This is a genomic window from Ralstonia sp. 22111 (assembly GCF_052045895.1).
GTDB classification, from domain to species: domain Bacteria; phylum Pseudomonadota; class Gammaproteobacteria; order Burkholderiales; family Burkholderiaceae; genus Ralstonia; species Ralstonia wenshanensis.
Genome location: NZ_JBQEPR010000002.1, coordinates 161,301 through 179,826 on the forward strand (window position 1 = coordinate 161,301; position 18,526 = coordinate 179,826).

20 protein-coding genes are annotated in these 18,526 nt (G+C 64.6%); 6 read left to right on the forward strand and 14 right to left on the reverse strand.

The window, feature by feature from the left end; translation table 11 throughout:
- Positions 1 to 7: 7 nt before the first annotated feature.
- The 5 genes from xerD to queG all read right to left on the reverse strand — a co-directional run bounded on the left by xerD (position 8) and on the right by queG (position 4,643).
- Complete coding sequence (xerD, locus tag ACTJK4_RS07010) at positions 8 to 943, reverse strand: site-specific tyrosine recombinase XerD (RefSeq protein WP_232040873.1); 936 nt, start codon at positions 941 to 943, stop codon at positions 8 to 10.
- Positions 940 to 1,416, reverse strand: a complete 477-nt coding sequence (locus tag ACTJK4_RS07015; RefSeq protein ID WP_440817082.1) for a methylated-DNA--[protein]-cysteine S-methyltransferase — start codon at positions 1,414 to 1,416, stop codon at positions 940 to 942. Before ACTJK4_RS07015 ends, xerD begins: the two co-directional genes overlap by 4 nt.
- A 62-nt stretch (positions 1,417 to 1,478) precedes the next feature.
- Positions 1,479 to 2,456, reverse strand: coding sequence for a tripartite tricarboxylate transporter substrate binding protein BugE (locus tag ACTJK4_RS07020; RefSeq protein ID WP_232040871.1), 978 nt, complete (start codon positions 2,454 to 2,456; stop codon positions 1,479 to 1,481).
- Between the two features lie 123 nt (positions 2,457 to 2,579).
- Complete coding sequence (locus ACTJK4_RS07025) at positions 2,580 to 3,227, reverse strand: chalcone isomerase family protein (protein ID WP_440817085.1); 648 nt, start codon at positions 3,225 to 3,227, stop codon at positions 2,580 to 2,582.
- A 258-nt stretch (positions 3,228 to 3,485) separates the two neighbouring features.
- Positions 3,486 to 4,643: a tRNA epoxyqueuosine(34) reductase QueG gene (queG, locus tag ACTJK4_RS07030; RefSeq protein ID WP_440817087.1), complete on the reverse strand. Its 1,158-nt coding sequence runs from the start codon at positions 4,641 to 4,643 to the stop codon at positions 3,486 to 3,488.
- Between the two features lie 16 nt (positions 4,644 to 4,659).
- Between queG and tsaE the strand changes: the two genes are divergently transcribed.
- Genes tsaE through ACTJK4_RS07045 form a run of 3 tightly spaced genes read left to right on the forward strand, consistent with a single transcriptional unit; the run spans position 4,660 to position 7,304 of the window.
- A complete protein-coding gene (gene tsaE, locus ACTJK4_RS07035; protein ID WP_316870220.1) occupies positions 4,660 to 5,238 on the forward strand; it encodes a tRNA (adenosine(37)-N6)-threonylcarbamoyltransferase complex ATPase subunit type 1 TsaE in 579 nt (192 codons plus the stop codon).
- On the forward strand, positions 5,232 to 6,755 hold the full coding sequence (locus tag ACTJK4_RS07040; RefSeq protein ID WP_440817089.1) for an N-acetylmuramoyl-L-alanine amidase: 1,524 nt from the start codon (positions 5,232 to 5,234) through the stop codon (positions 6,753 to 6,755). Before tsaE ends, ACTJK4_RS07040 begins: the two co-directional genes overlap by 7 nt.
- A 3-nt stretch (positions 6,756 to 6,758) precedes the next feature.
- Positions 6,759 to 7,304 (forward strand): N-acetyltransferase family protein, encoded by a 546-nt coding sequence (locus ACTJK4_RS07045; protein ID WP_440076206.1) that lies wholly within the window; start codon positions 6,759 to 6,761, stop codon positions 7,302 to 7,304.
- Here ACTJK4_RS07045 and ACTJK4_RS07050 read toward each other — a convergent pair whose 3' ends face one another.
- Entirely contained in the window at positions 7,305 to 8,336 is a 1,032-nt protein-coding gene (locus ACTJK4_RS07050; protein WP_440817093.1) for a bile acid:sodium symporter family protein, read from the reverse strand.
- Positions 8,337 to 8,455: 119 nt separating this feature from the next.
- Between ACTJK4_RS07050 and ACTJK4_RS07055 the strand changes: the two genes are divergently transcribed.
- Positions 8,456 to 9,352, forward strand: coding sequence for a LysR substrate-binding domain-containing protein (locus tag ACTJK4_RS07055; RefSeq protein ID WP_440076204.1), 897 nt, complete (start codon positions 8,456 to 8,458; stop codon positions 9,350 to 9,352).
- A gap of 14 nt (positions 9,353 to 9,366) precedes the next feature.
- Here the strand turns inward: ACTJK4_RS07055 and ACTJK4_RS07060 are convergent, their stop codons facing one another.
- The 7 genes from ACTJK4_RS07060 to ACTJK4_RS07090 form a co-directional block, all read right to left on the reverse strand.
- Positions 9,367 to 10,125, reverse strand: a complete 759-nt coding sequence (locus ACTJK4_RS07060; protein WP_260802072.1) for a 3-hydroxyacyl-CoA dehydrogenase — start codon at positions 10,123 to 10,125, stop codon at positions 9,367 to 9,369.
- 161 nt (positions 10,126 to 10,286) lie between these two features.
- Entirely contained in the window at positions 10,287 to 10,955 is a 669-nt protein-coding gene (adk, locus tag ACTJK4_RS07065; protein WP_024974894.1) for an adenylate kinase, read from the reverse strand.
- Positions 10,956 to 11,301: 346 nt separating this feature from the next.
- Positions 11,302 to 12,108, reverse strand: coding sequence for a 3-deoxy-manno-octulosonate cytidylyltransferase (kdsB, locus tag ACTJK4_RS07070; protein ID WP_316870092.1), 807 nt, complete (start codon positions 12,106 to 12,108; stop codon positions 11,302 to 11,304).
- 16 nt (positions 12,109 to 12,124) lie between these two features.
- Positions 12,125 to 12,313, reverse strand: a complete 189-nt coding sequence (locus ACTJK4_RS07075) for a Trm112 family protein (protein WP_004631803.1) — start codon at positions 12,311 to 12,313, stop codon at positions 12,125 to 12,127.
- A gap of 69 nt (positions 12,314 to 12,382) precedes the next feature.
- Complete coding sequence (gene lpxK / locus ACTJK4_RS07080; protein WP_343620148.1) at positions 12,383 to 13,432, reverse strand: tetraacyldisaccharide 4'-kinase; 1,050 nt, start codon at positions 13,430 to 13,432, stop codon at positions 12,383 to 12,385.
- A 30-nt stretch (positions 13,433 to 13,462) separates the two neighbouring features.
- Positions 13,463 to 13,891, reverse strand: a complete 429-nt coding sequence (locus ACTJK4_RS07085) for an ExbD/TolR family protein (protein WP_232040860.1) — start codon at positions 13,889 to 13,891, stop codon at positions 13,463 to 13,465.
- A 28-nt stretch (positions 13,892 to 13,919) separates the two neighbouring features.
- The gene (locus ACTJK4_RS07090) at positions 13,920 to 14,540 is read right to left on the reverse strand and encodes a MotA/TolQ/ExbB proton channel family protein (RefSeq protein WP_045202714.1); all 621 of its coding nucleotides are present in this window, start codon (positions 14,538 to 14,540) and stop codon (positions 13,920 to 13,922) included.
- A 1,074-nt stretch (positions 14,541 to 15,614) separates the two neighbouring features.
- Here ACTJK4_RS07090 and xseA point away from each other — a divergent pair.
- Together xseA and sodB are read left to right on the forward strand one after the other, a co-directional pair.
- Positions 15,615 to 17,024 (forward strand): exodeoxyribonuclease VII large subunit, encoded by a 1,410-nt coding sequence (gene xseA, locus ACTJK4_RS07095; RefSeq protein ID WP_440817100.1) that lies wholly within the window; start codon positions 15,615 to 15,617, stop codon positions 17,022 to 17,024.
- Positions 17,025 to 17,171: 147 nt separating this feature from the next.
- Positions 17,172 to 17,750, forward strand: coding sequence for a superoxide dismutase [Fe] (gene sodB, locus ACTJK4_RS07100; RefSeq protein WP_009241368.1), 579 nt, complete (start codon positions 17,172 to 17,174; stop codon positions 17,748 to 17,750).
- Between the two features lie 53 nt (positions 17,751 to 17,803).
- On the opposite strand, the gene ACTJK4_RS07105 is transcribed toward sodB, so the two are convergent.
- Positions 17,804 to 18,523 carry a site-2 protease family protein gene (locus tag ACTJK4_RS07105; protein WP_440817103.1) on the reverse strand — a complete coding sequence of 240 codons (720 nt, stop codon included), beginning with the start codon at positions 18,521 to 18,523 and terminating at the stop codon, positions 17,804 to 17,806.
- Positions 18,524 to 18,526 lie beyond the last annotated feature (3 nt).

The window sequence follows — 18,526 nt, forward strand, 5'->3', positions numbered from 1 at the left end:
ACGGTCGCTATCCGCGCGGATGGTGCTGGGCGTGCAGCGTGCGCAGCCGCTCGCGCGCGACGTGGGTGTAGATCTGCGTGGTGGAAATATCCGCGTGGCCGAGCAGCATCTGCACCACGCGCAAGTCTGCGCCGTGGTTGAGCAGGTGCGTGGCAAACGCGTGCCGCAACGTGTGCGGCGACAGCGGTGCGTGAATGTCGGCGAGCAGCGCGTAGCGTTTGATGAGATACCAGAACGCCTGGCGTGTCATGCCTTCGCCGCGTGCGGTCACGAACAGCGCGTCAGCCGTGCGCTCGCCGAGCAGCGCGGTGCGGCCATCGCGCAGATAACGCCGCAGCCAGTCGCCCGCTTCGGCGCCAAACGGCACCAGACGATCCTTGCCGCCCTTGCCGCCAACCACGCGCACCACGCCCTCGTTCAGGCCGACTTCCACCGTTTTCAGCGCGACGATTTCCGACACGCGCAGCCCGCTGGCATACATCAGTTCGATCATCGCGCGATCGCGCAGGCCGAGCGGCGTGTCGACATCCGGTGCGTTGATCAGCGCCTCGACTTGCGTTTCGGAAAGCGTCTTCGGAAAACGCGGCGGCTGCTTGGCGGTGGGCAACAGGCGCGACGGATCGGTGCTCACCACGTGCTCGCGCAGTGCCCACTGGAAGAAGCGCTTGAACACGGTGCGGCGCCGGTTGGCCGACGATGCGCGGCTCTCGGCATGGCGCGCGGCAAAGTAGTCGGCCAGGTCGCCGTCTTCGGTTTCCGCGATGGATTTGCTGCGTTCGGCAAGCCAGTGCGCATAGAGCGTGAGGTCGCGCCGGTACGCATCGAGCGTATTGCGGGCGAGGCCATCCTCCAGCCACAGCGCGTCGCAAAAACGCTGGATGGCATCTGCGCTTTGCGGCGGCAGGGCCGGCGCTTCGGCGTCTTTCTGTGCAGCTTTTCTCATATCAGCATCACGCCTTCGTGGCGTAGCAGCCAGTGCTTGACGTTCAGCAGGTAGCCATCCGTGTGGTGCGAAAACCCGCCGATGCCGGACGCGCTTACCACGCGGTGGCAGGGGATGAGGATCGGGAACCAGTTGTCACCGCACGCCTGCCCGACCGCGCGCGGCACGCTGCCAATCTGTTGCGCGATGGTGCCGTAGGTGATGACGCTGCCGCACGGGATGGCGCTGATGGCCTGCCATACGCGGTGCTGGAAATCCGTGCCGGTGCGTGCGAGCGGGATGTCGAACGTCGTGCGTGGGTCGCTGTAGTACGCGTCGAGCTGACCGGCCAGCTTGGCAATCAACGCGTCCGATGAATCGACGATGGGCGTGCTGTCGGGCAGGTAAACGAGTTCACGCAGGGCGCCGCTGCCCACGCGCACGCCCAGCTTGCCGAAGGGCGCTTCGAGAACGGCGTCAAAAGGGGATGGCATGGCAGGGGCCGGCGCTGAAAAACAATCCTGCGAATCTAGCACAGGCCCCAAGGCGGGCAGCGTTACTGATCCAGCTTGATGTTCTGCTGCTTGACCAACGTGCGCATCTTGTCGAATTCGCGTTTGATCTCGGCCGTGTATTGCTGCGGCGTATTGCCGACAGGCTCGGCACCGGCACCGCGGAATCGATCGACCAGGCCCGGGTCTTTCAGCGCCTTGACCGAAGCTTCGTTGAGCTTGCGGATGATGTCGTCCGGCGTGCCGGCCGGCGCCACGAGTCCGTACCACGCCGGGTCGTTCGCATCCTTCAGGCCGACTTCAGCAAACGTAGGCACGTCCGGCAGGCTATCGATGCGCTTGTTCCAAGCCACCACGATCGGTCGCAGCTTGCCGCCCTTGATGAACTGCATGGACGAGGGCAGGTTGTCGACCATGATCGGCACCTGGTTGGCCAGCACGTCGTTCAATGCCGGCCCTGCACCGCGATACGGCACATGGACCATCTGTGTCTTGGTCAACACCTTGAACTCTTCGCCCAGCATGTGGCCGATGCCGCAAGTGCCTGATGTCGCGAACGAATATTTGCCGGGGTTCGCCGTCAGCGCCGCGACAAATTCCTTGTAGTTCTTGGCCGGAAAGGTCGGGTTGACCGCAATCACGTTGGCCACGGTAGCCAGGTTGGTGATCGGCTTGAAATCCTTGAGCGGGTCGTACGAAAGCTTCGGGTTGCACGCCGGGTTGACGGCATGCGTAGAGACCGTGGCGATGCCGATCGTGTAGCCATCCGGCACGGCCTTGGCGATGGCATCGGCGCCGATCGAACCGCCGCCGCCGCCCTTGTTTTCCACCACCACGGCCTGGCCCAGCACTTTGGCAAGCTGATCGGCCACACCTCGCCCCACGATGTCCGTGGTGCCGCCCGGCGGAAACGGAATGATCAGCTTGAGCGGCTTGGCTGGGTAGTTATCGGCCAGCGCCGGCCCGCACAACAGCGTTCCAGCGGCTGCGATCAGGCTGGCGATCAGAGATCCCTTGGTCATCGTCATCCTCCTTGTGGCTTGGTGTGCGTTCTGCGTTCTTGCGGGGAAACTGCTGAATAGCACAACTGCAAACGCCAACGACGCCGCAACCGGGGAAACCCTGAAAAGCCAATCGTCAGATTGTCAGGTCCCGAGCAGCCCGCTTTTCAGATCGCGGTCGACCGGGCTGTTGCCGATGAAGATGCTGAGCACGGCTTGGTAGAAATCTTCGCCGGGGATGGCCTTGGCGCGTGTCACGCCGTTGATGCTGATGGTGGTGCCGGCATCGGGCGCGTAGTCGAAGTTGATGGTGTCGCCGCGCTTGGTGGAGCCGATCTGGCGCATTGCGTCTTCCAACTGCGTCAGACGGTCGGCCAGCCTCAGCATTTGAATTTCTGTTTGGTTGCGGTGGATGCCGTCGTTCAGCGCGCGGATGAACGTATCGGCGCCCACATCACGCAGCGGGTGGATCTGCAGGCGCTTCGGCCCCTTCATGCCGAGGATGACCGCCGCGTTCTTCGCGCGCTCGGGCAGGTACAAGCCTGCGACATAGCCCTTGATGACAAACACTGAACGCAGGCCCGTGCCATTGAGCAGCAGTTCGCGGCCGGCCACACGTGCGGCGTCGTCGAACGGCACACCTTCGACGTTCACCGTTGCCCATGCCGGGCTCGCGCACGCGGCGCAGAGCATCGCGCCCATGACGCCGCCGCGCCACGCGCGTGCCATCCTGGATGAACGGGCACGAGCAGCCTGCAATGCGCAACGGAGATGAACAAGAGCGGAAAACATCGAAATGGGCGGTTTGAGATTAAGCCGCCATTTTCCCGATATTTTATTTGCAAACAATTGGTGTCTGCCCTGATGCGCAAGCGTTTGCGTACTAGGAGGTATAAGGCCCCGCTGGCGTGAGCGTTAAGCAGGTATTCGCGGTTTTGTGCCACGCGCGTTTTGTTGGATTTTTAAACCAATCCGCGTGACAACTTGGAAAGGCAGATTAAAGGCACATCACAGTCCTGCTGTGTTGGCGTGCCTAACCCGAGCGAGCGCTCACGTCGTCTGTGCCCGCGCCCAGGCCACGTGTTCACGCACGAGTTCCGATGCGTCATCAGCGCGTGCTTGCAAGGCGGCAATCAGTTGCGCACGCGTGGTATCCGGCAGGGGAGCGCGCAGCGCGTTACCGATCGCCACGGCTATGTTGCGCAGCCAGCGCTCGTGGCCGATGCGGCGGATCGGGCTGCCTTCCAGACGCTGGTTGAACTCGGTGTCGGTCCAGTGGAAGAGTTCAGCCAGTGTGGCCGCGTCCAATCCGTTGCGTACGTCGAAATCAGGCAGGTTGGCCGGCACGGCAAATTTGTTCCACGGGCAGATGAGCTGGCAGTCGTCGCAGCCGTACACGCGGTTGCCCATCGCCGGGCGCAGCTCGACCGGGATGCTGCCCTTGTGCTCGATGGTCAGGTACGAGATGCAACGGCGCGCGTCCACCGTGTATGGCGCGACGATGGCCTGCGTAGGGCACACGTCGATGCAGCGCGTGCAGTTGCCGCAGTGGGGCTCCACGGGCGGATCAACGGGAAACGGCAGGTCGACGAGGATTTCCCCGAGGAAGAACATCGAGCCCGCATCGCGGTCCAGCAGCAGCGTGTGTTTGCCGCGCCAGCCCAGGCCGCCGTTCGTTGCCAATGCGACTTCGAGCACTGGCGCCGAATCGGTGAACACGCGGAAACCGTACGGCCCCACGGCGTCGGCAATCTTTTCTGCGAGCTTCTGCAGGCGTTGGCGCAGCACCTTGTGATAGTCGCGGCCACGTGCGTAGAGCGAGATGGTGGCGTCTTCGGGGCGGCGCAGGCGGTCCCACTCGATGGTGCGCCAGTCGCTGCCGGCCGTTCGCGGATCGGCCAGATGTGGCAGATACGGCATCCGCGCGACGATGGCGCGTACCGTTCCGGCAACAAGTTCGGCCGGGCGTGCGCGGAGCATGCCATGGTTCGCCATATAATCCATGTCACCGTGAAACCCCTGCGCAAGCCACGTCTGGAGCCCTTCTTCAGCGTGCGACAGGTCGACATCGGCGATGCGGACCGCATCGAAACCGAGTTCGGCACCCCAGGAGCGGATCTGCGCCACAAGCGCGTGCATGCCGGCCTCATCGGCTGGCAAGCGTGCATCCAGGTTCGTTTCGGATGATGACGTGGGGGTGGCGGACATGCCCAAATTGTACGCAATGCCCACCGTGCTCCCTGCTGACGCGCCTTCTGGTCTGACCCCTCCGCTCGCCGAGCGCACGCTTTCGCTTGTCGATGAAGCGGCCACGTTGGCTTTTGGCGCGGCGCTCGCGCAGGCCGTGCTGGCACTCGGTCCGCGGCCCGTGCAGGTGCAACTCTCGGGCGATCTGGGCGCGGGCAAGACGACGCTCTCGCGCGCCATCCTGCGCGGCCTCGGACACACCGGGCGCGTGCGCAGCCCCACCTATACGCTGGTCGAGCCGTACGACGTTGCCGGGACTACGGGCACGCAAAAGGTCTATCACTTCGACCTGTACCGCTTTGCCGATCCCGAAGAATGGACTGATGCCGGGTTCCGCGATTGCTTTGCCGAACCCGCGCTGTGCCTGGTCGAATGGCCCGAGAAAGCCCAGGCGCTGCTCGGCACGCCCGATCTGCACATCGCTTTATCGGTCGACGTTGTGCACGAAACCTACGATGACGGCGTTGAGCATGCACCGCGCCTTGCACGTCTGAGCGCACGCACGCAGACCGGCCTTCAACTTCTACAGTCGTTGCAACACCTGTTCCCATGCTGATCAAGCATCTGCCGACCGATCAACCGGATTATCCCAACCTGCCGAGCCAGGCCCGCCGCCAATGGCTCACGCGCATGGCGAAGGCCGGCGCAGGCACGGTCATCCTGGGCCTGGTGGGCCCGCAGATTGCGCGCGGCGCCAACATCGTCGCCGTGCGCGTGTGGCCCGCCGAGGACTACACGCGCGTGACGATCGAATCCGACGTCGCGCTCAAGGCCACGCATCAGCTCATCAAGGACCCGGATCGCCTGATGGTCGACATCGACGGGCTGGACCTGAACCCGACGTTGCGCGAGCTAGTTGCCAAGATCGCGCCGAACGATCCGTACATCCGCCAGGTGCGCGTAGGCCAGAACCGGCCGAGCGTCGTGCGCCTGGTGTTTGACCTGAAGGAAAGCGTCAACCCGCAGGTGTTCACGCTGCTGCCGATTGCGGGCTATCGCAACCGGCTCGTGTTCGATCTGTACCCGACCAACCCGCCCGACCCGCTGATGCAGCTCGTGCAGGCCACCGAGGGCAAGCAGGAGCGTTTTGCTGCGTCAGGCGGCACGCCGATGCCGGAGCCGTCGGATGACGATGACCCGATCGCCGCGCTGGCACGCCGCAGCAGCGGTGGCAGCCCAACCAAGCCGCCGATCGAAGAGCCGCACCCCCCGGCGCTTGCCAGCCGCACGCCGCCGCGCAAGGCGCCACCCGCAACGTCTACGAATCCTCCGTCGACGCTTGCCAACGCGCCGAACACGCCGCCACTGGAGATCATTCCCGAGCAACCCGTGCCGCGCGCGCCGTCGAACGGCCCGCGCATGCGCCGGCTGCTGACGGTCGCTATCGACCCCGGCCATGGCGGCGAAGACCCGGGCGCCACGGGCGGTGCCGGCACGCACGAGAAAGATGTGGTGCTGTCGATTGCCCGCATGCTCAAGGCCAAGATCGACGCCCAGCCCAACATGCGCGCCATGATGACGCGCGATTCCGACTACTTCGTCCCGCTGGGCGTGCGCGTGCAGAAGGCGCGCCGCGTGCAGGCGGATCTGTTCGTCTCCATTCATGCCGATGCGTTTCTTTCACCGGAGGCGCGCGGGGCATCGGTGTTCGTGCTGTCCGATCGCGGCGCTTCGAGCGCGCAGGCCAAGTGGCTCGCCAACAAGGAAAACGCGGCTGACATGATCGGCGGGGCGAATCTCGGCTCGAAAGACGCGCAGGTCACGCGCGTGCTGCTGGACTTGTCGACCACCGCGCAAATCACCGACAGCATGAAGGTCGGCAAGGCGGTGCTGGACCAGATCGGCGGCATCAACCGGCTGCACAAGGGGCAGGTCGAGCAGGCGGGGTTTGCGGTGCTCAAGGCGCCGGACATTCCATCCATCCTGGTCGAGACCGCCTTCATCTCCAATCCGGAAGAAGAAGCCAAGCTCAACGACCTGGGCCACCAGAACCAGCTTGCCGACGCCATCCTGCGCGGCATTCGGGCGTACTTCGCCAAGAATCCGCCGTTGTCGCGCAACCCGGGCGTCTGACGCATGACAACGGTTGTATTGCGCGACGGCGGGGCGTCTGACGCCAGCACCATCGCCGACATCCACACGCAAAGCTGGCAGAGCGCGTATCGCGGGCTCGGCATCCTGTCCGACGCGTATCTCGACGGTGTGGCCAACGCAGAGATGCACGCCAAGTGGCGTGAGCGCATGACTACGCCCGCGGCCGGACAGTGCGTGTGGTGTGCCGATCTGGACGGCGAGACCATCGGTTTTCTCTGCGCTCTGCGTGAAGACGGCACGCCGTGGGGCGCGCTCGTCGACAACCTGCATTTGTTGCCGGCTTCACGTGGCCATGGCGTCGGCAAGCGCCTGATGGGCGAAGCGGCGCGCTGGGCCGCAGCTCAGGGCATCACGCAGTTGCATCTGCTGGTGTACGAGGCGAACACTGCCGCGATCGGCTTCTACGAAGCCCTGGGCGGTGTGTCGGTCAGCCGGGATTGGCTGGAGACGGCCGATGGCGGGCACGCTTGGGTGCGCACCTACCACTGGCCTGAAGCGGAACTTGCGGGTCTGATGGGCTTGCGCTGATCAAGCCGGGCGGCTGGCCGGGGCGCTGGCGCCGGTCTCCGCGCGAGCAACGCGATCTGCATACCTGCGCGCCAGCGTCGAGCACACGATCAACTGCAACTGGTGATAGATCATCAGCGGCAGCACGATTAGGCCGAGCGCGGGGTTGCCGGCAAACAGAATCTTCGCCATCGGCACCCCGTTCGCCAGGCTCTTCTTCGAGCCGCAGAACACGGCGGTGATCTCGTCGGCCAGGTTGAAGCCCGCGCGCCGCGACAGCCACGTCGTCGCACCCAGCACGACGAACAACAGTGCACCACTCATGACGGCCACCGCCACGATGGTCTCCCACGGATACTTCGACCACACGCCTGCGTGCGTCGAATCGGCAAACGAGTTGAACACGATCAGCAGGATGACCGCGCGGTCGACCTTGTTGATGATCGGCTTGTGTTTGTTGATGAAGCCGCCGAGCACCGGGCGCAGCAACTGGCCCAGCACGAACGGCAGCAGCAGTTGCTCGGCCACGCCAAGCAGCGCCTTGCCGACCGACAGGTCCGCGCCCGAGGCCTGGATCACGAAGCTCATCAGCAGCGGCGTGGCGATCATGCCGATCAGGCCCGAGATGGTCGCGTTGAAGATGGCGGCCGGCACGTTGCCCTTGGCCATGGCCGTCATCGCCACCGACGACGACACCGTGGACGGCAGCGCGCACAGATAGAACACGCCCAGCACCAGCTCTGCCGGAATGAACGCTTTGCACACAAACAAGATGACCGCGCCGATCAGCGGAAACAGGATGAATGTGCAGCTTTGCACGAACAGATGCAGGCGCCAGTTGCGCGCGCCCTCCACAATTTTCTCGCGCGAGAGCGCTGCGCCGTGCAGGAAGAACACCAGCGATACGCCGACGATGGTGACAATGTCGAGCCGCAACGGACCGTCGCTCGCGCCAAGCGCCGGGAAGAAGAGGGCGAGGGCGACCATCACCAGCATGGCGCGAATGAACCCATCGATATGGGACAACAACGGAGACAAAAGCGGAATCTTCATGTGCATGCGCAGTCACCGTTACGTGACGGCGCGGGTTGGATGGCGGGATAGGCGCTATTGCACAACATCCCTATCTAGAATACAAATGCATTGATCGAATCAATTCATACGCAGTCAGCATGAATGTGACCCTGCGCCAATTGCGCGTCTTTCTTGCGGTGGCACGTGCGCACAGCTTCAGTCGCGCGGGCGACACCATCGGCCTGACACAGCCGGCCGTGAGTCGCTCGATCTCCGAGCTGGAAGGCGAACTAGGCCTGAAGCTGCTCGATCGCACCACCCGCGAAGTCGTGCTGACGGAAGTGGGGCGCTCGCTGGCGACGGCGCTTGACCGCCTCGTCGCCGACCTGGACGACACGTTGCAACAGGCGCGCCAGGTGGGCGAGCAGCGGCGCGGGCGCGTGGTGGTGGCGTCCAGCCCCACGGTGTCGACCCGATTGATGCCGGTCTACGTGGCCGAGTGTGCGGTGCGCTATCCGGACATCCGCATGATCGTGCGGGACTCCGTGCAGGTCGACACGCTGCAATTGATCCGCACAGGTGGAGCAGATTTCGGTGTGGTGGTAGAACCGCTCGATACCGAAGGCCTATGGACCGAGTCGCTGTTGATCGATCCGTTCTGCCTCGTCTGTCGCAAGGATCACCCATTCGCACAACGCACCAGCGTGCGCTGGAAAGATCTGCATCGCACGGCGGTCGTCCTGCTCGACCACGCTTCGGGCAGCCGCCCGCTCATCGACCGCATCTTCCTGCGCCACGGCGTTCAACCTGACGTTGCGCAGGAGATGGGCCACAGCAGCGCTGTGTTTGGCATGGTGGAAGCGGGTATCGGCGCGGGCGTGGTGCCGTCGCTGTCGTTGCCGCTGCCCTCTTCGTCGCCCTTGGTGGCGGTGCCGCTGTCGCCAAAGGAAACGCGCGCCATTGTGCTGGCGCGTCGGCAGGATCGCTCGCTCTCACCGGCGGCCGAGGCGGCGTGGCAGATGATTCGCCGGATGGCGCTGCCAGCCACCTCGTGACCTGACCGCCGCGCTTATTTCGGCTGCATGCGGATGGCGCCATCCAGACGGATGGTTTCGCCATTGAGCATCGGGTTCTCTACGATCGCGCGAGCGAGCTGCGCATACTCCGCCGGCTTACCGAGGCGCGGCGGGAACGGCACCATCTTGCCCAGCGCGTCCTGCACTTCCTGCGGCATGCCCAGCAGCATCGGCGTTTCGAAGATGCCCGGCGCAATCGTCATCACGCGGATGCCGTCGCGCGACAGGTCACGTGCAATCGCCAGCGTCATCGCCACCACGCCGCCCTTGGACGCCGCGTAGGCCGCCTGGCCAATCTGCCCGTCAAACGCTGCCACCGATGCCGTGTTGATGATCACGCCGCGCTCGCCCCCGGCGTTTGGCGTGTTACCGGCCATGGCCGTCGCGGCCAGACGGATCATGTTGAACGTGCCGACCAGGTTGATGTTGATCACCCGTGCGAACTGGTCCAGCGGATGCGGCCCCGTCTTGCCCACCGTGCGGGACGCCGTGGCGATGCCTGCGCAGTTCACCAGCCCACGCAGCGTGCCCAGGGACGTGGCGGTCTCCACCACCGCTTGGCCGTCGGCCTCCGAGGCGACGTCGCAGCGCACGAAGCGCCCGCCCAGTTCCTGCGCGAGCGCCGCGCCGGCGGTCTCGTTCAGGTCGGCAATCACCACCTTGCCGCCGGCTTCGGCCAGCGTGCGCGCAGTGCCTGCGCCCAGTCCAGACGCGCCGCCCGTGACGATGAATACCTGATCGCGAATCTCCATGCCGTGTCTCCTTGGTTGTGGTTTGCGCGTTACTTGACGTTTACGTTCGCGTCAAGTTCAGCGTCATATGGTATCGCGAAGCCACTGGTGATCGCGCAAAAAAAAACGGCGCCTCGTCAGGAGGCGCCGCTTTTCGTCAGCGGGTCGGGGCGGGAAGGCGCTCAGTCTTGCAGGGCGCCGAATACGCGGGCGGTAATCTCGTCGACGTTGCCCACGCCGCTGATCTTGCGATACTTCGGCGGCGCAACCTTGGCGGCGCCATTGCCGTTCGCCGCCCACTGCGAGTAGTAGTCCACCAGCGGACGCGTCTGATTCTCATACACGTCCAGGCGCTTGCGCACGGTCTCTTCCTTGTCGTCGTCGCGCTGGATCAGCGCTTCGCCGGTTTCGTCGTCCACGCCTTCGGTCTTGGGCGGGTTGTACTTGATGTGGTACGTGCGGCCCGATGCTACGTGCACGCGGCGACCGCTCATGCGCTCGATGATGGCGTCGAACGGCACGTCGATTTCCAGCACGTAGTCGATTGCCACGGCGGCATCTTTCATGGCTTCCGCTTGCGGAATGGTGCGCGGGAAGCCGTCGAACAGGTAGCCGTTCTTGCAGTCAGGTTGCTGCAGGCGGTCTTTTACGAGGCCGATGATGATGTCATCCGACACCAGGCCGCCGGCATCCATCACCTTCTTCGCTTCGATACCCAGCGGGGTACCTGCCTTGACGGCCGCGCGCAGCATGTCGCCGGTGGAGATCTGCGGAATGCCGAACTTTTCGCAGATGAATTTGGCTTGCGTACCTTTGCCGGCGCCGGGCGCGCCCAACAGAATCAACCGCATGGTGACGAGTTCCTCAAGTTTTCGAATCTTGTCGCGCTGTCAGGCTGTATGAAGCGCGTTGGGAATCGGTCCGAGAGGGCGGATTCCCAATACGCCTGGTGATCAAGCCATGGCGACGCAATCGACGCAAACAGGCAGCCTAGCGGGCGAAGTTGACGCCAGCCTTACCGGACTCTGGGGAATCAGGCGTCCGCCGGACGGCGGCACCCATGGCTCGATTTGTCTCCCTGTCGCCGCTGTGGCGCCTGCGTGGGCGCCGTCATGCGGCTTGTCGTCCTCGCGATTATGCCATGGCGGGGCCGGGGTTTTGGCAGCCCCGCGCGCAAAGTTCAGAGAAATCGCGGCTTCAGGGGCCGTCCTGGGTCAGCAGTTCGGCCCAGGCAGCGCGCACTCGGGCGAGGTCTTCGGGGGTGTCGACACCGGCCGCGGGGGCGTCATTCGTGGTCAGCACGGCAATGCGCTCACCGTGCCACATGGCGCGTAGCTGCTCCAACTGCTCGGTTTGTTCGATCGGGGCAGCGGCCAATTGCGGGAAGCGGCGCAGGAACCCGGCGCGGTACGCGTAGATGCCGATATGGCGCAGCACGGGCATGGCTGGCAGCGGGCGCTCCGCAACGGACCGCGCCATGACCGCGGGCGTCCAGGTGTCGCGCGCCCAGGGCAGCGGCGCGCGCGAGAACAGCAGTGCGCGTTCGGCAGCGTCGAGCACGACCTTGACCACGTTCGGATTGAACACGTCGGCCGGGTCATGGATCGGGTGGGCAGCGGTGGCGATGGCGCAGTCGGGGTGGTCGCGCAGGTGCGCAGCCACGTTGTCGATCAGCGTCGGTGCGATCAGCGGTTCGTCGCCTTGCACATTGACGACGATGGCGTCATCGGGCAGGCCCAGCACGGTGGCCACTTCGGCCAGACGGTCGGTGCCAGAGGCGTGGTCGGCGCGCGTGAGCACGGCTTCCACGTGATGCTGCATGCAGGCATCGGCGACCGACGCTGCATCGGTGGCGACCACCACGCGCGCGGCAGACGACTGATGCGCGCGTTCAGCCACGCGCACCACCATCGGCTTGCCGTCGATGTCGGCCAGCGGTTTGTTGGGCAGCCGCGTGGACGCCAGCCGCGCGGGAATGACAGCGATGAACGGCGCGTGCGACATGTCGGCGACCTTCGTATCAGGCCGGATCGACCGGCGTGCCTTCCACAGTCTGGCGCGCTTCATCGGCCAGCATGACGGGGATGCCGTCGCGGATCGGGTAGGCCAGCTTGTCGACGTGGCAGATCAGTTCGTTGTTGGCGCGGTCGTGTTGCAGCGTGCCCTTACACAACGGGCAGACGAGGATTTCCAGCAGGCGATTGTCCATGGCGGTAGAGGCTCCGTGGCGGCCGCCCAAACGGTAGGGCGGCGCGCCGGTACAGCGGATGGGGTGGCGTTATTGTGCGCTTGCCTTGAGCGTTGCGCGATCGGCCAGGGCGCGTACGCGCTGGCAGACCTGTTCGACCAGCGCCGGGTCGACCACCGGTGTGGTCGGCACCACCCAGATGCGCGGGTCGTCGAGATGGCCGCATTTTACGGCATCCTTTTCGGTGATCAGGATGACCTCGGCGTGGCTGTCGGTGAAGGGGCTGTCGGCGAAATCGTAGTGATCGGGCAGCGGCAGCGTGCTCGGCTTGAGGCCGGCGGCGCGTAGCGAGGCGAAGAACCGCTCGGGGTTGCCGATGCCGGCCGCGGCAAGCAATTGTCCGCCTTCGATGCGCGCGAACTGGGCGAGCGGGCGGCGCAGCGCCGGGTCGGCCAGGTTGTACGCGTCCTGCAGTTCGAGGTGCATGCCAAAGACGTTCGGGCGGTCGGGCGTGGCGCGGTAGTTCGGGTCGTTGATGAGCGTGGCGTCACGGCGGCGCGCCATCGGCTCGCGCAGCGGGCCGGCGGGCAGCAGGAAGCCGTTGCCGCCCATGCGCGTGTCGAACACGATGATTTCGATATCGCGGCGCAGGCGATAGTGCTGCAGGCCGTCGTCGCAGACGATCACGTTGCAGCCCGGGTGCGAGGCCAGCAGCGTCTGCGCGCACAGCACGCGATCGGGAAAGACCCACACTGGCAGATCGGTGGCACGCGCGATCAAGAGCGGTTCATCGCCGACGTCTTCTGCGCGGGAGTGTTCGCGCACAGGGCGCGGATGCTTCAGTTGCGCACCGTAGCCGCGCGAGACGATGCCCGGCCGCAGGCCGGCTTCAGCCAGTGCCGACGCCAACGCAATCACGGCGGGCGTCTTGCCGGCCCCGCCTACCGTCACGTTGCCGATCACCACCACCGGCATCGGCAGCCGCACCGAGCGCAGCATGCCTGTGCGAAACAGCAGCCGGCGCAGCGCGCTCACCGCACCAAACAGCCAAGACAGCGGCCACATCACCCACGCAAACCAGCCGCGTTGCTGCCATTGGCGGGTGACGAAGCTGGCGAGGCGGTGCTGGGCGACGGGCATGCGGTGTGATTGTGGTTTAGAGACGGTCTCTCAGCGGGCGTTGCCGGTTTGCGTGGCGAAGGTCAGGTGCGACAGCCCGGCCACCCGCGCGGCTTCCATGACATTCACCACCGCCTGGTGCGCGGCTTGCGCATCGGCGTTGACGATGACGATGGGCTCCGGGCCCCCGGTCTTGCCCGCGGCATTGCGCAGGGCGTCGGCCAGGCTGGTGACGTCGCGCGTGTCGAGCACTTGCTTGTCGACAGAGTAGACGCCGTTGGCAGTGACGGACACAACGATCTGGCCCGGGCGCTCGGTGGCTTTTTCAGCTTCGGCGGTGGGCAGGTTGACCTTGAGTTCGGTGTAGCGGGAATACGTGGTCGTGATCATCAGAAAAATGAGGATCACGAGCAGCACGTCGATCAGCGGGATCAGGTTGATCTCCGGCTCTTCGCGGGCACGGCGCGGGCGGAAGCGCATGGCTGTTTCCAGTAGGGCGTTGCCCGGATCAGCCGCGCCGCGGCGGCAGGATCGCGTCAAGGTACGTGGTCGAGAGATGCTCCAGCTCGACCACGTAGTTATCCACCACGCCACGGAAGTAGCGCCAGAAGATCAGTGTCGGGATGGCCACCACGAGGCCCAGCGCGGTGTTGTACAGCGCGACAGAGATGCCGTGCGCCAGCGCCTGCGGGTTCGTGCCCGCGGCGGTCTGGCTGCCGAAGATCTCGATCATGCCGACGACCGTGCCGAACAGGCCCATCAGGGGCGCCACCGAGGCAATCGTGCCGAGCGCGTTCAGATAGCGCTCCAGGCGGTGGGCAACATTCTGGCCGGCTTCTTCCACCACTTCCTTGGCGGCGTCGCGCGTGGTGTTCGGATGCAGCACCACGTGGCGCAGCGCAGCGGCCAGCAGCCGGCCCAGTGGCGAGCCCTGTTCCAGCGTGTTCACCACTTCTGGCGTGGCACGGCGCTGATGCGCGACGGCCAGCGCCTCGTCATACACCTTGGGCGGAATGATCTTCTTGCGTTGCAGGGCGACGAAGCGTTCGATGATGAGCGCGAGCGCGAGCACCGAGGCGATCAACAGCGGCCAGATTGGCCAGCCGGCGGCTTGAATGATGGAAAACACTGGACAACCCGTTTTGTCGTTGTAGAAGGAGTGTGATTCTGTTCTGGTTTGCTGCTTATGCCGTCCGCGTCCCCGAACGCTGTCCGTTGCGGCAAAAACAGGCAGCACTCTAGCGCGTCGGACCTGCCACGGCAACACGATGGCGCAGCATCGCGACAGGCGCAGACGATGGTCAACGCGCTGTCACGAAAGATGCTGACCGCACAATCCACAGCCGCGCGGGACAGTCTTGTGGACGGGTTGTGGACATTGCCCGAACAAGCAAACTAAGTGCTTGATGCGAAAGGGAGTTCGGTGTCGTGCTTAAAAAATGTGCAAGCGGCAATTCGGTGGCCAATCCGTGAACAAACGCCCACGGATCCGGTAAAACGGCGAGTAATCCACATCGCTGCGGGACAGTTGTGTGGATGGGTTGTGGACATTGCCTCAACAAGCATGCTAAGTGCTTGATCTCAAAGGAAGTCCAATGGTGTGCTTAAAAATGAGGCAGCCAGGGTTTTGGTGCGGATTTGGAGAAGAACGAGAGTGTGCCTCGAAAAAGCGCAAGGAAATCCACACCGGCGCGGGACAGTCCTGTGGACGGGTTGTGGACATTGCCCGGACAAGCACCTTAAGTGACTGATTCAAAAGGGCGTTCGGTGGTGCGCCTAAAAATTGTGCAGCGGGCATTCGCACGAAAAAATGGGGATACCCGCCGCGAACGTGTGAGAATCGACGGCCGATTTATCCACTGCCCAGGCGTCACATCATGGTTTTCCAGCGCCGCTGTGGATAACTTTGTGAACATCCTTGGGGCGCCGCCGCTAAATGCTTGACGCAGAACGAAATTACTTGCGCTGCTGAAATTTTGACATGGGTGGATTTTTCATAAGAATCAACAGGTTGCGTCAAAATGCAGAGAGCGAGTCACCCGCCCGCTGTCAAGCTTGACAAGGAAGTTATGCTGTGGACAGGTAGCCCACCCAGCGTCGGTTGCCTCCCCTATTCAAGGTAGAAGTCTCCCCGAAGCCTCATCGTTTTGCGCTCCCTGCACCACTTATGACCCCGCCGCCGTCTTCCCGCCGCCCATTCTGGATGGATGCCACCGCACCCACGCCCGCATCCACACCTGAGATGGCGGCCGCACCAGCCGCTGCGTCTGCACCGACTCGGGGCTCGCAGGATGTGCTTACCGTCAGTGACGTCAACCGCCGCATTGCGGGGCTGCTTGAACGCAACTTTCCGCTGGGATGGGTGCGCGGTGAGATTTCGAACTTCACGCGCGCGGCCAGCGGCCATTGGTATTTTTCGCTCAAGGACGCAGGCGCGCAGATCCGCTGCGTGATGTTCAAGGGCCGCAACCAGTACGCCGATTTCACCCCGCGCGAAGGCGAGGCCGTCGAGGTGCGCGCGCTGGTCACGCTGTACGAAGCGCGCGGCGAGCTGCAATTGAGCGTCGAAGCCATCCGTCGGGCCGGCTTGGGCAATCTGTACGAGGCTTTCCTGCGGCTGAAGGCCGCGCTGGAGGCGCAAGGCTTGTTCAACGCCGACCGCAAGCGGCCCCTGCCGCGGCATCCGCGTGCGATTGGCGTGGTGACGTCGCTGCAGGCGGCGGCCTTGCGCGACGTGCTGACCACGCTGCGCCGGCGCGCGCCGCACGTGCCGGTGGTGGTGTATCCCGTGCCAGTGCAGGGCGCGGGAGCGTCAGAGCGCATCGCGGCCATGCTGGAACGGGTCAATGCCCGGGCAGAGGTCGACGTTGTCATCCTGTGCCGGGGCGGCGGCAGCATTGAAGATCTTTGGGCCTTCAACGAAGAGCCGGTTGCGCGCGCCGTGGCCGCATCGGACATTCCCATTGTGGCCGGTGTCGGGCATGAGACGGATGTGACCATCGTCGATTTTGTGGCCGACGTGCGGGCGCCCACGCCGACTGCGGCCGCCGAACTCGTCAGCCCCGATCGCGCTCGCATGCTGCGCGATGTGGGGCGCGACTGGGATGCGCTGTCCGCACAGTTCCGCCGGCAACTCGATCGCCGCGCGCAGACTGTCGATTGGCTCGCGCGCCGCCTGCGCAGCCCGCAGGCGCAGATGCGCGAACGCCGCACGCAGCTCGCTCATCTCGAAGGCCGCCTGCGCTTCGCCCTGACAGGCCGCGTGCAGCGCGCGGAACACCAGCAGCGTCTGCTGACGATGCGCCTGGCCGCAGCCCGCCCCGACGCCACGCGAGAGCGCACGCGCCTGCAGCAAGCCGAAGCGACGCTGGCACGCGTCATGCGAGACAGGCTGGCTCGCGCGCAGGAGCGCCTGGCACGTCAGCACAGCGGGCTGGAACTGCTGGCGCCGCAGCGCACGCTGGAGCGCGGTTATGCGGTGCTGCTCGATGCCAAAGGCCATGCCATCCGCGATCCGAACGCCCTGCATGCCCGGGCACGTATCGAGGCGCGGCTGGCGCACGGTACGGCCGACATCGAAATCGCCCGCGTGCAACCGAAGCTCGAACTGTGACCAGCGCATGACCTTATCGCGGCAACGATCGCGATTCCGCACGCGTTTAGCGGGTATTCCCACTATTTGGCATGCGGTTTGCGCCGGTTTTGCAAGTCTCCTACAATCGTCGCTCCCAACCTGTACAACCCACAGAAGGCAAGAACAATGGAACACACGCTCCCCCCGCTGCCGTACGCCCAAGACGCTCTGGCGCCGCACATCTCCAAGGAAACGCTGGAGTTCCACTACGGCAAGCACCACCAGACCTACGTCACGAACCTGAACAACCTGATCAAGGGCACCGAGTTCGAGAACCTGAGCCTCGAAGACATCGTCAAGAAGTCCTCGGGCGGTGTGTTCAACAACGCCGCACAGGTGTGGAACCACACGTTCTACTGGAACGGCCTGAAGCCGCAAGGCGGCGGCGCTCCGACCGGCGCGCTGGCTGACGCCATCAACGCCAAGTGGGGCAGCTTCGACAAGTTCAAGGAAGAGTTCACGAAGACGGCCATCGGCACCTTCGGTTCGGGCTGGGCCTGGCTGGTGAAGAAGGCCGACGGCTCGCTGGATCTGGTGTCGACCTCGAACGCCGCCACGCCGCTGACGACCGACGCCAAGCCGCTGCTGACCTGCGACGTGTGGGAACACGCCTACTACATCGACTACCGCAACGCCCGTCCGAAGTACGTCGAGGCGTTCTGGAACCTGGTCAACTGGGACTTCGTTGCCAAGAACTTCGCCTAAGGCGAATCGCTCCGGCGACCCAAGAAAAAACCTCCGCACAAGCGGAGGTTTTTTTATGCGCGCACGCTGCCGAGCATGTCGTGCAACTCGTGGCTCATTATCGCCAGAAAGACGACCAGGCCGATGTAATACACCGTGTAGGTCAGGCGCGATTCGTTCGAGATGCTGTAGTACGCGCGGTTTTCGGGCGCATGCGGGTCGTAACGCCAAGCCTTCATCAACTGCGGCACGGCCAGCACCGCAATCAGGATCAGGATCGGACTCGGCCGCCACACGAACAGCGCCACCAGCACCGGCACCCCCAGAAACCAGATGCGCGGCGACAGCACCGCCGTAATCCGTCCACCGTCAAACGGCGAGAGCGGGATCAGGTTGAACAGGTTGAGGAAGCAGCCGGCGTAGGCCAGCGCCAGCAGCAACTGGCTGTCGGTGTAGCGCGCAAGCCCGTAGCAAAGCATCGCGCCGACCGTGCCGGCGACGGGGCCAGCCAAGCCGATATGGGCTTCGGTTTCGACATCCATCGGCTGCTCTTTCAGGTCGATCCATGCGCCCACGAACGGGATGAAGGTGGGCGCCCCCACGGCCAGCCCGCGTTGGCGTGCCGCCATGAAGTGGCCCATCTCGTGGATGAACAGCAGCACCACGAAACCCACCGCATAACGCCAGCCGAACACGAAGGCATAGGCGGCCACCGACAGCAGCATCGTGCCGCCGGTGGTCAGCAGCTTGCCGAACTTCAGCCCTGAAAACAGCAGGATCAGCAGCTTGGCCACGGC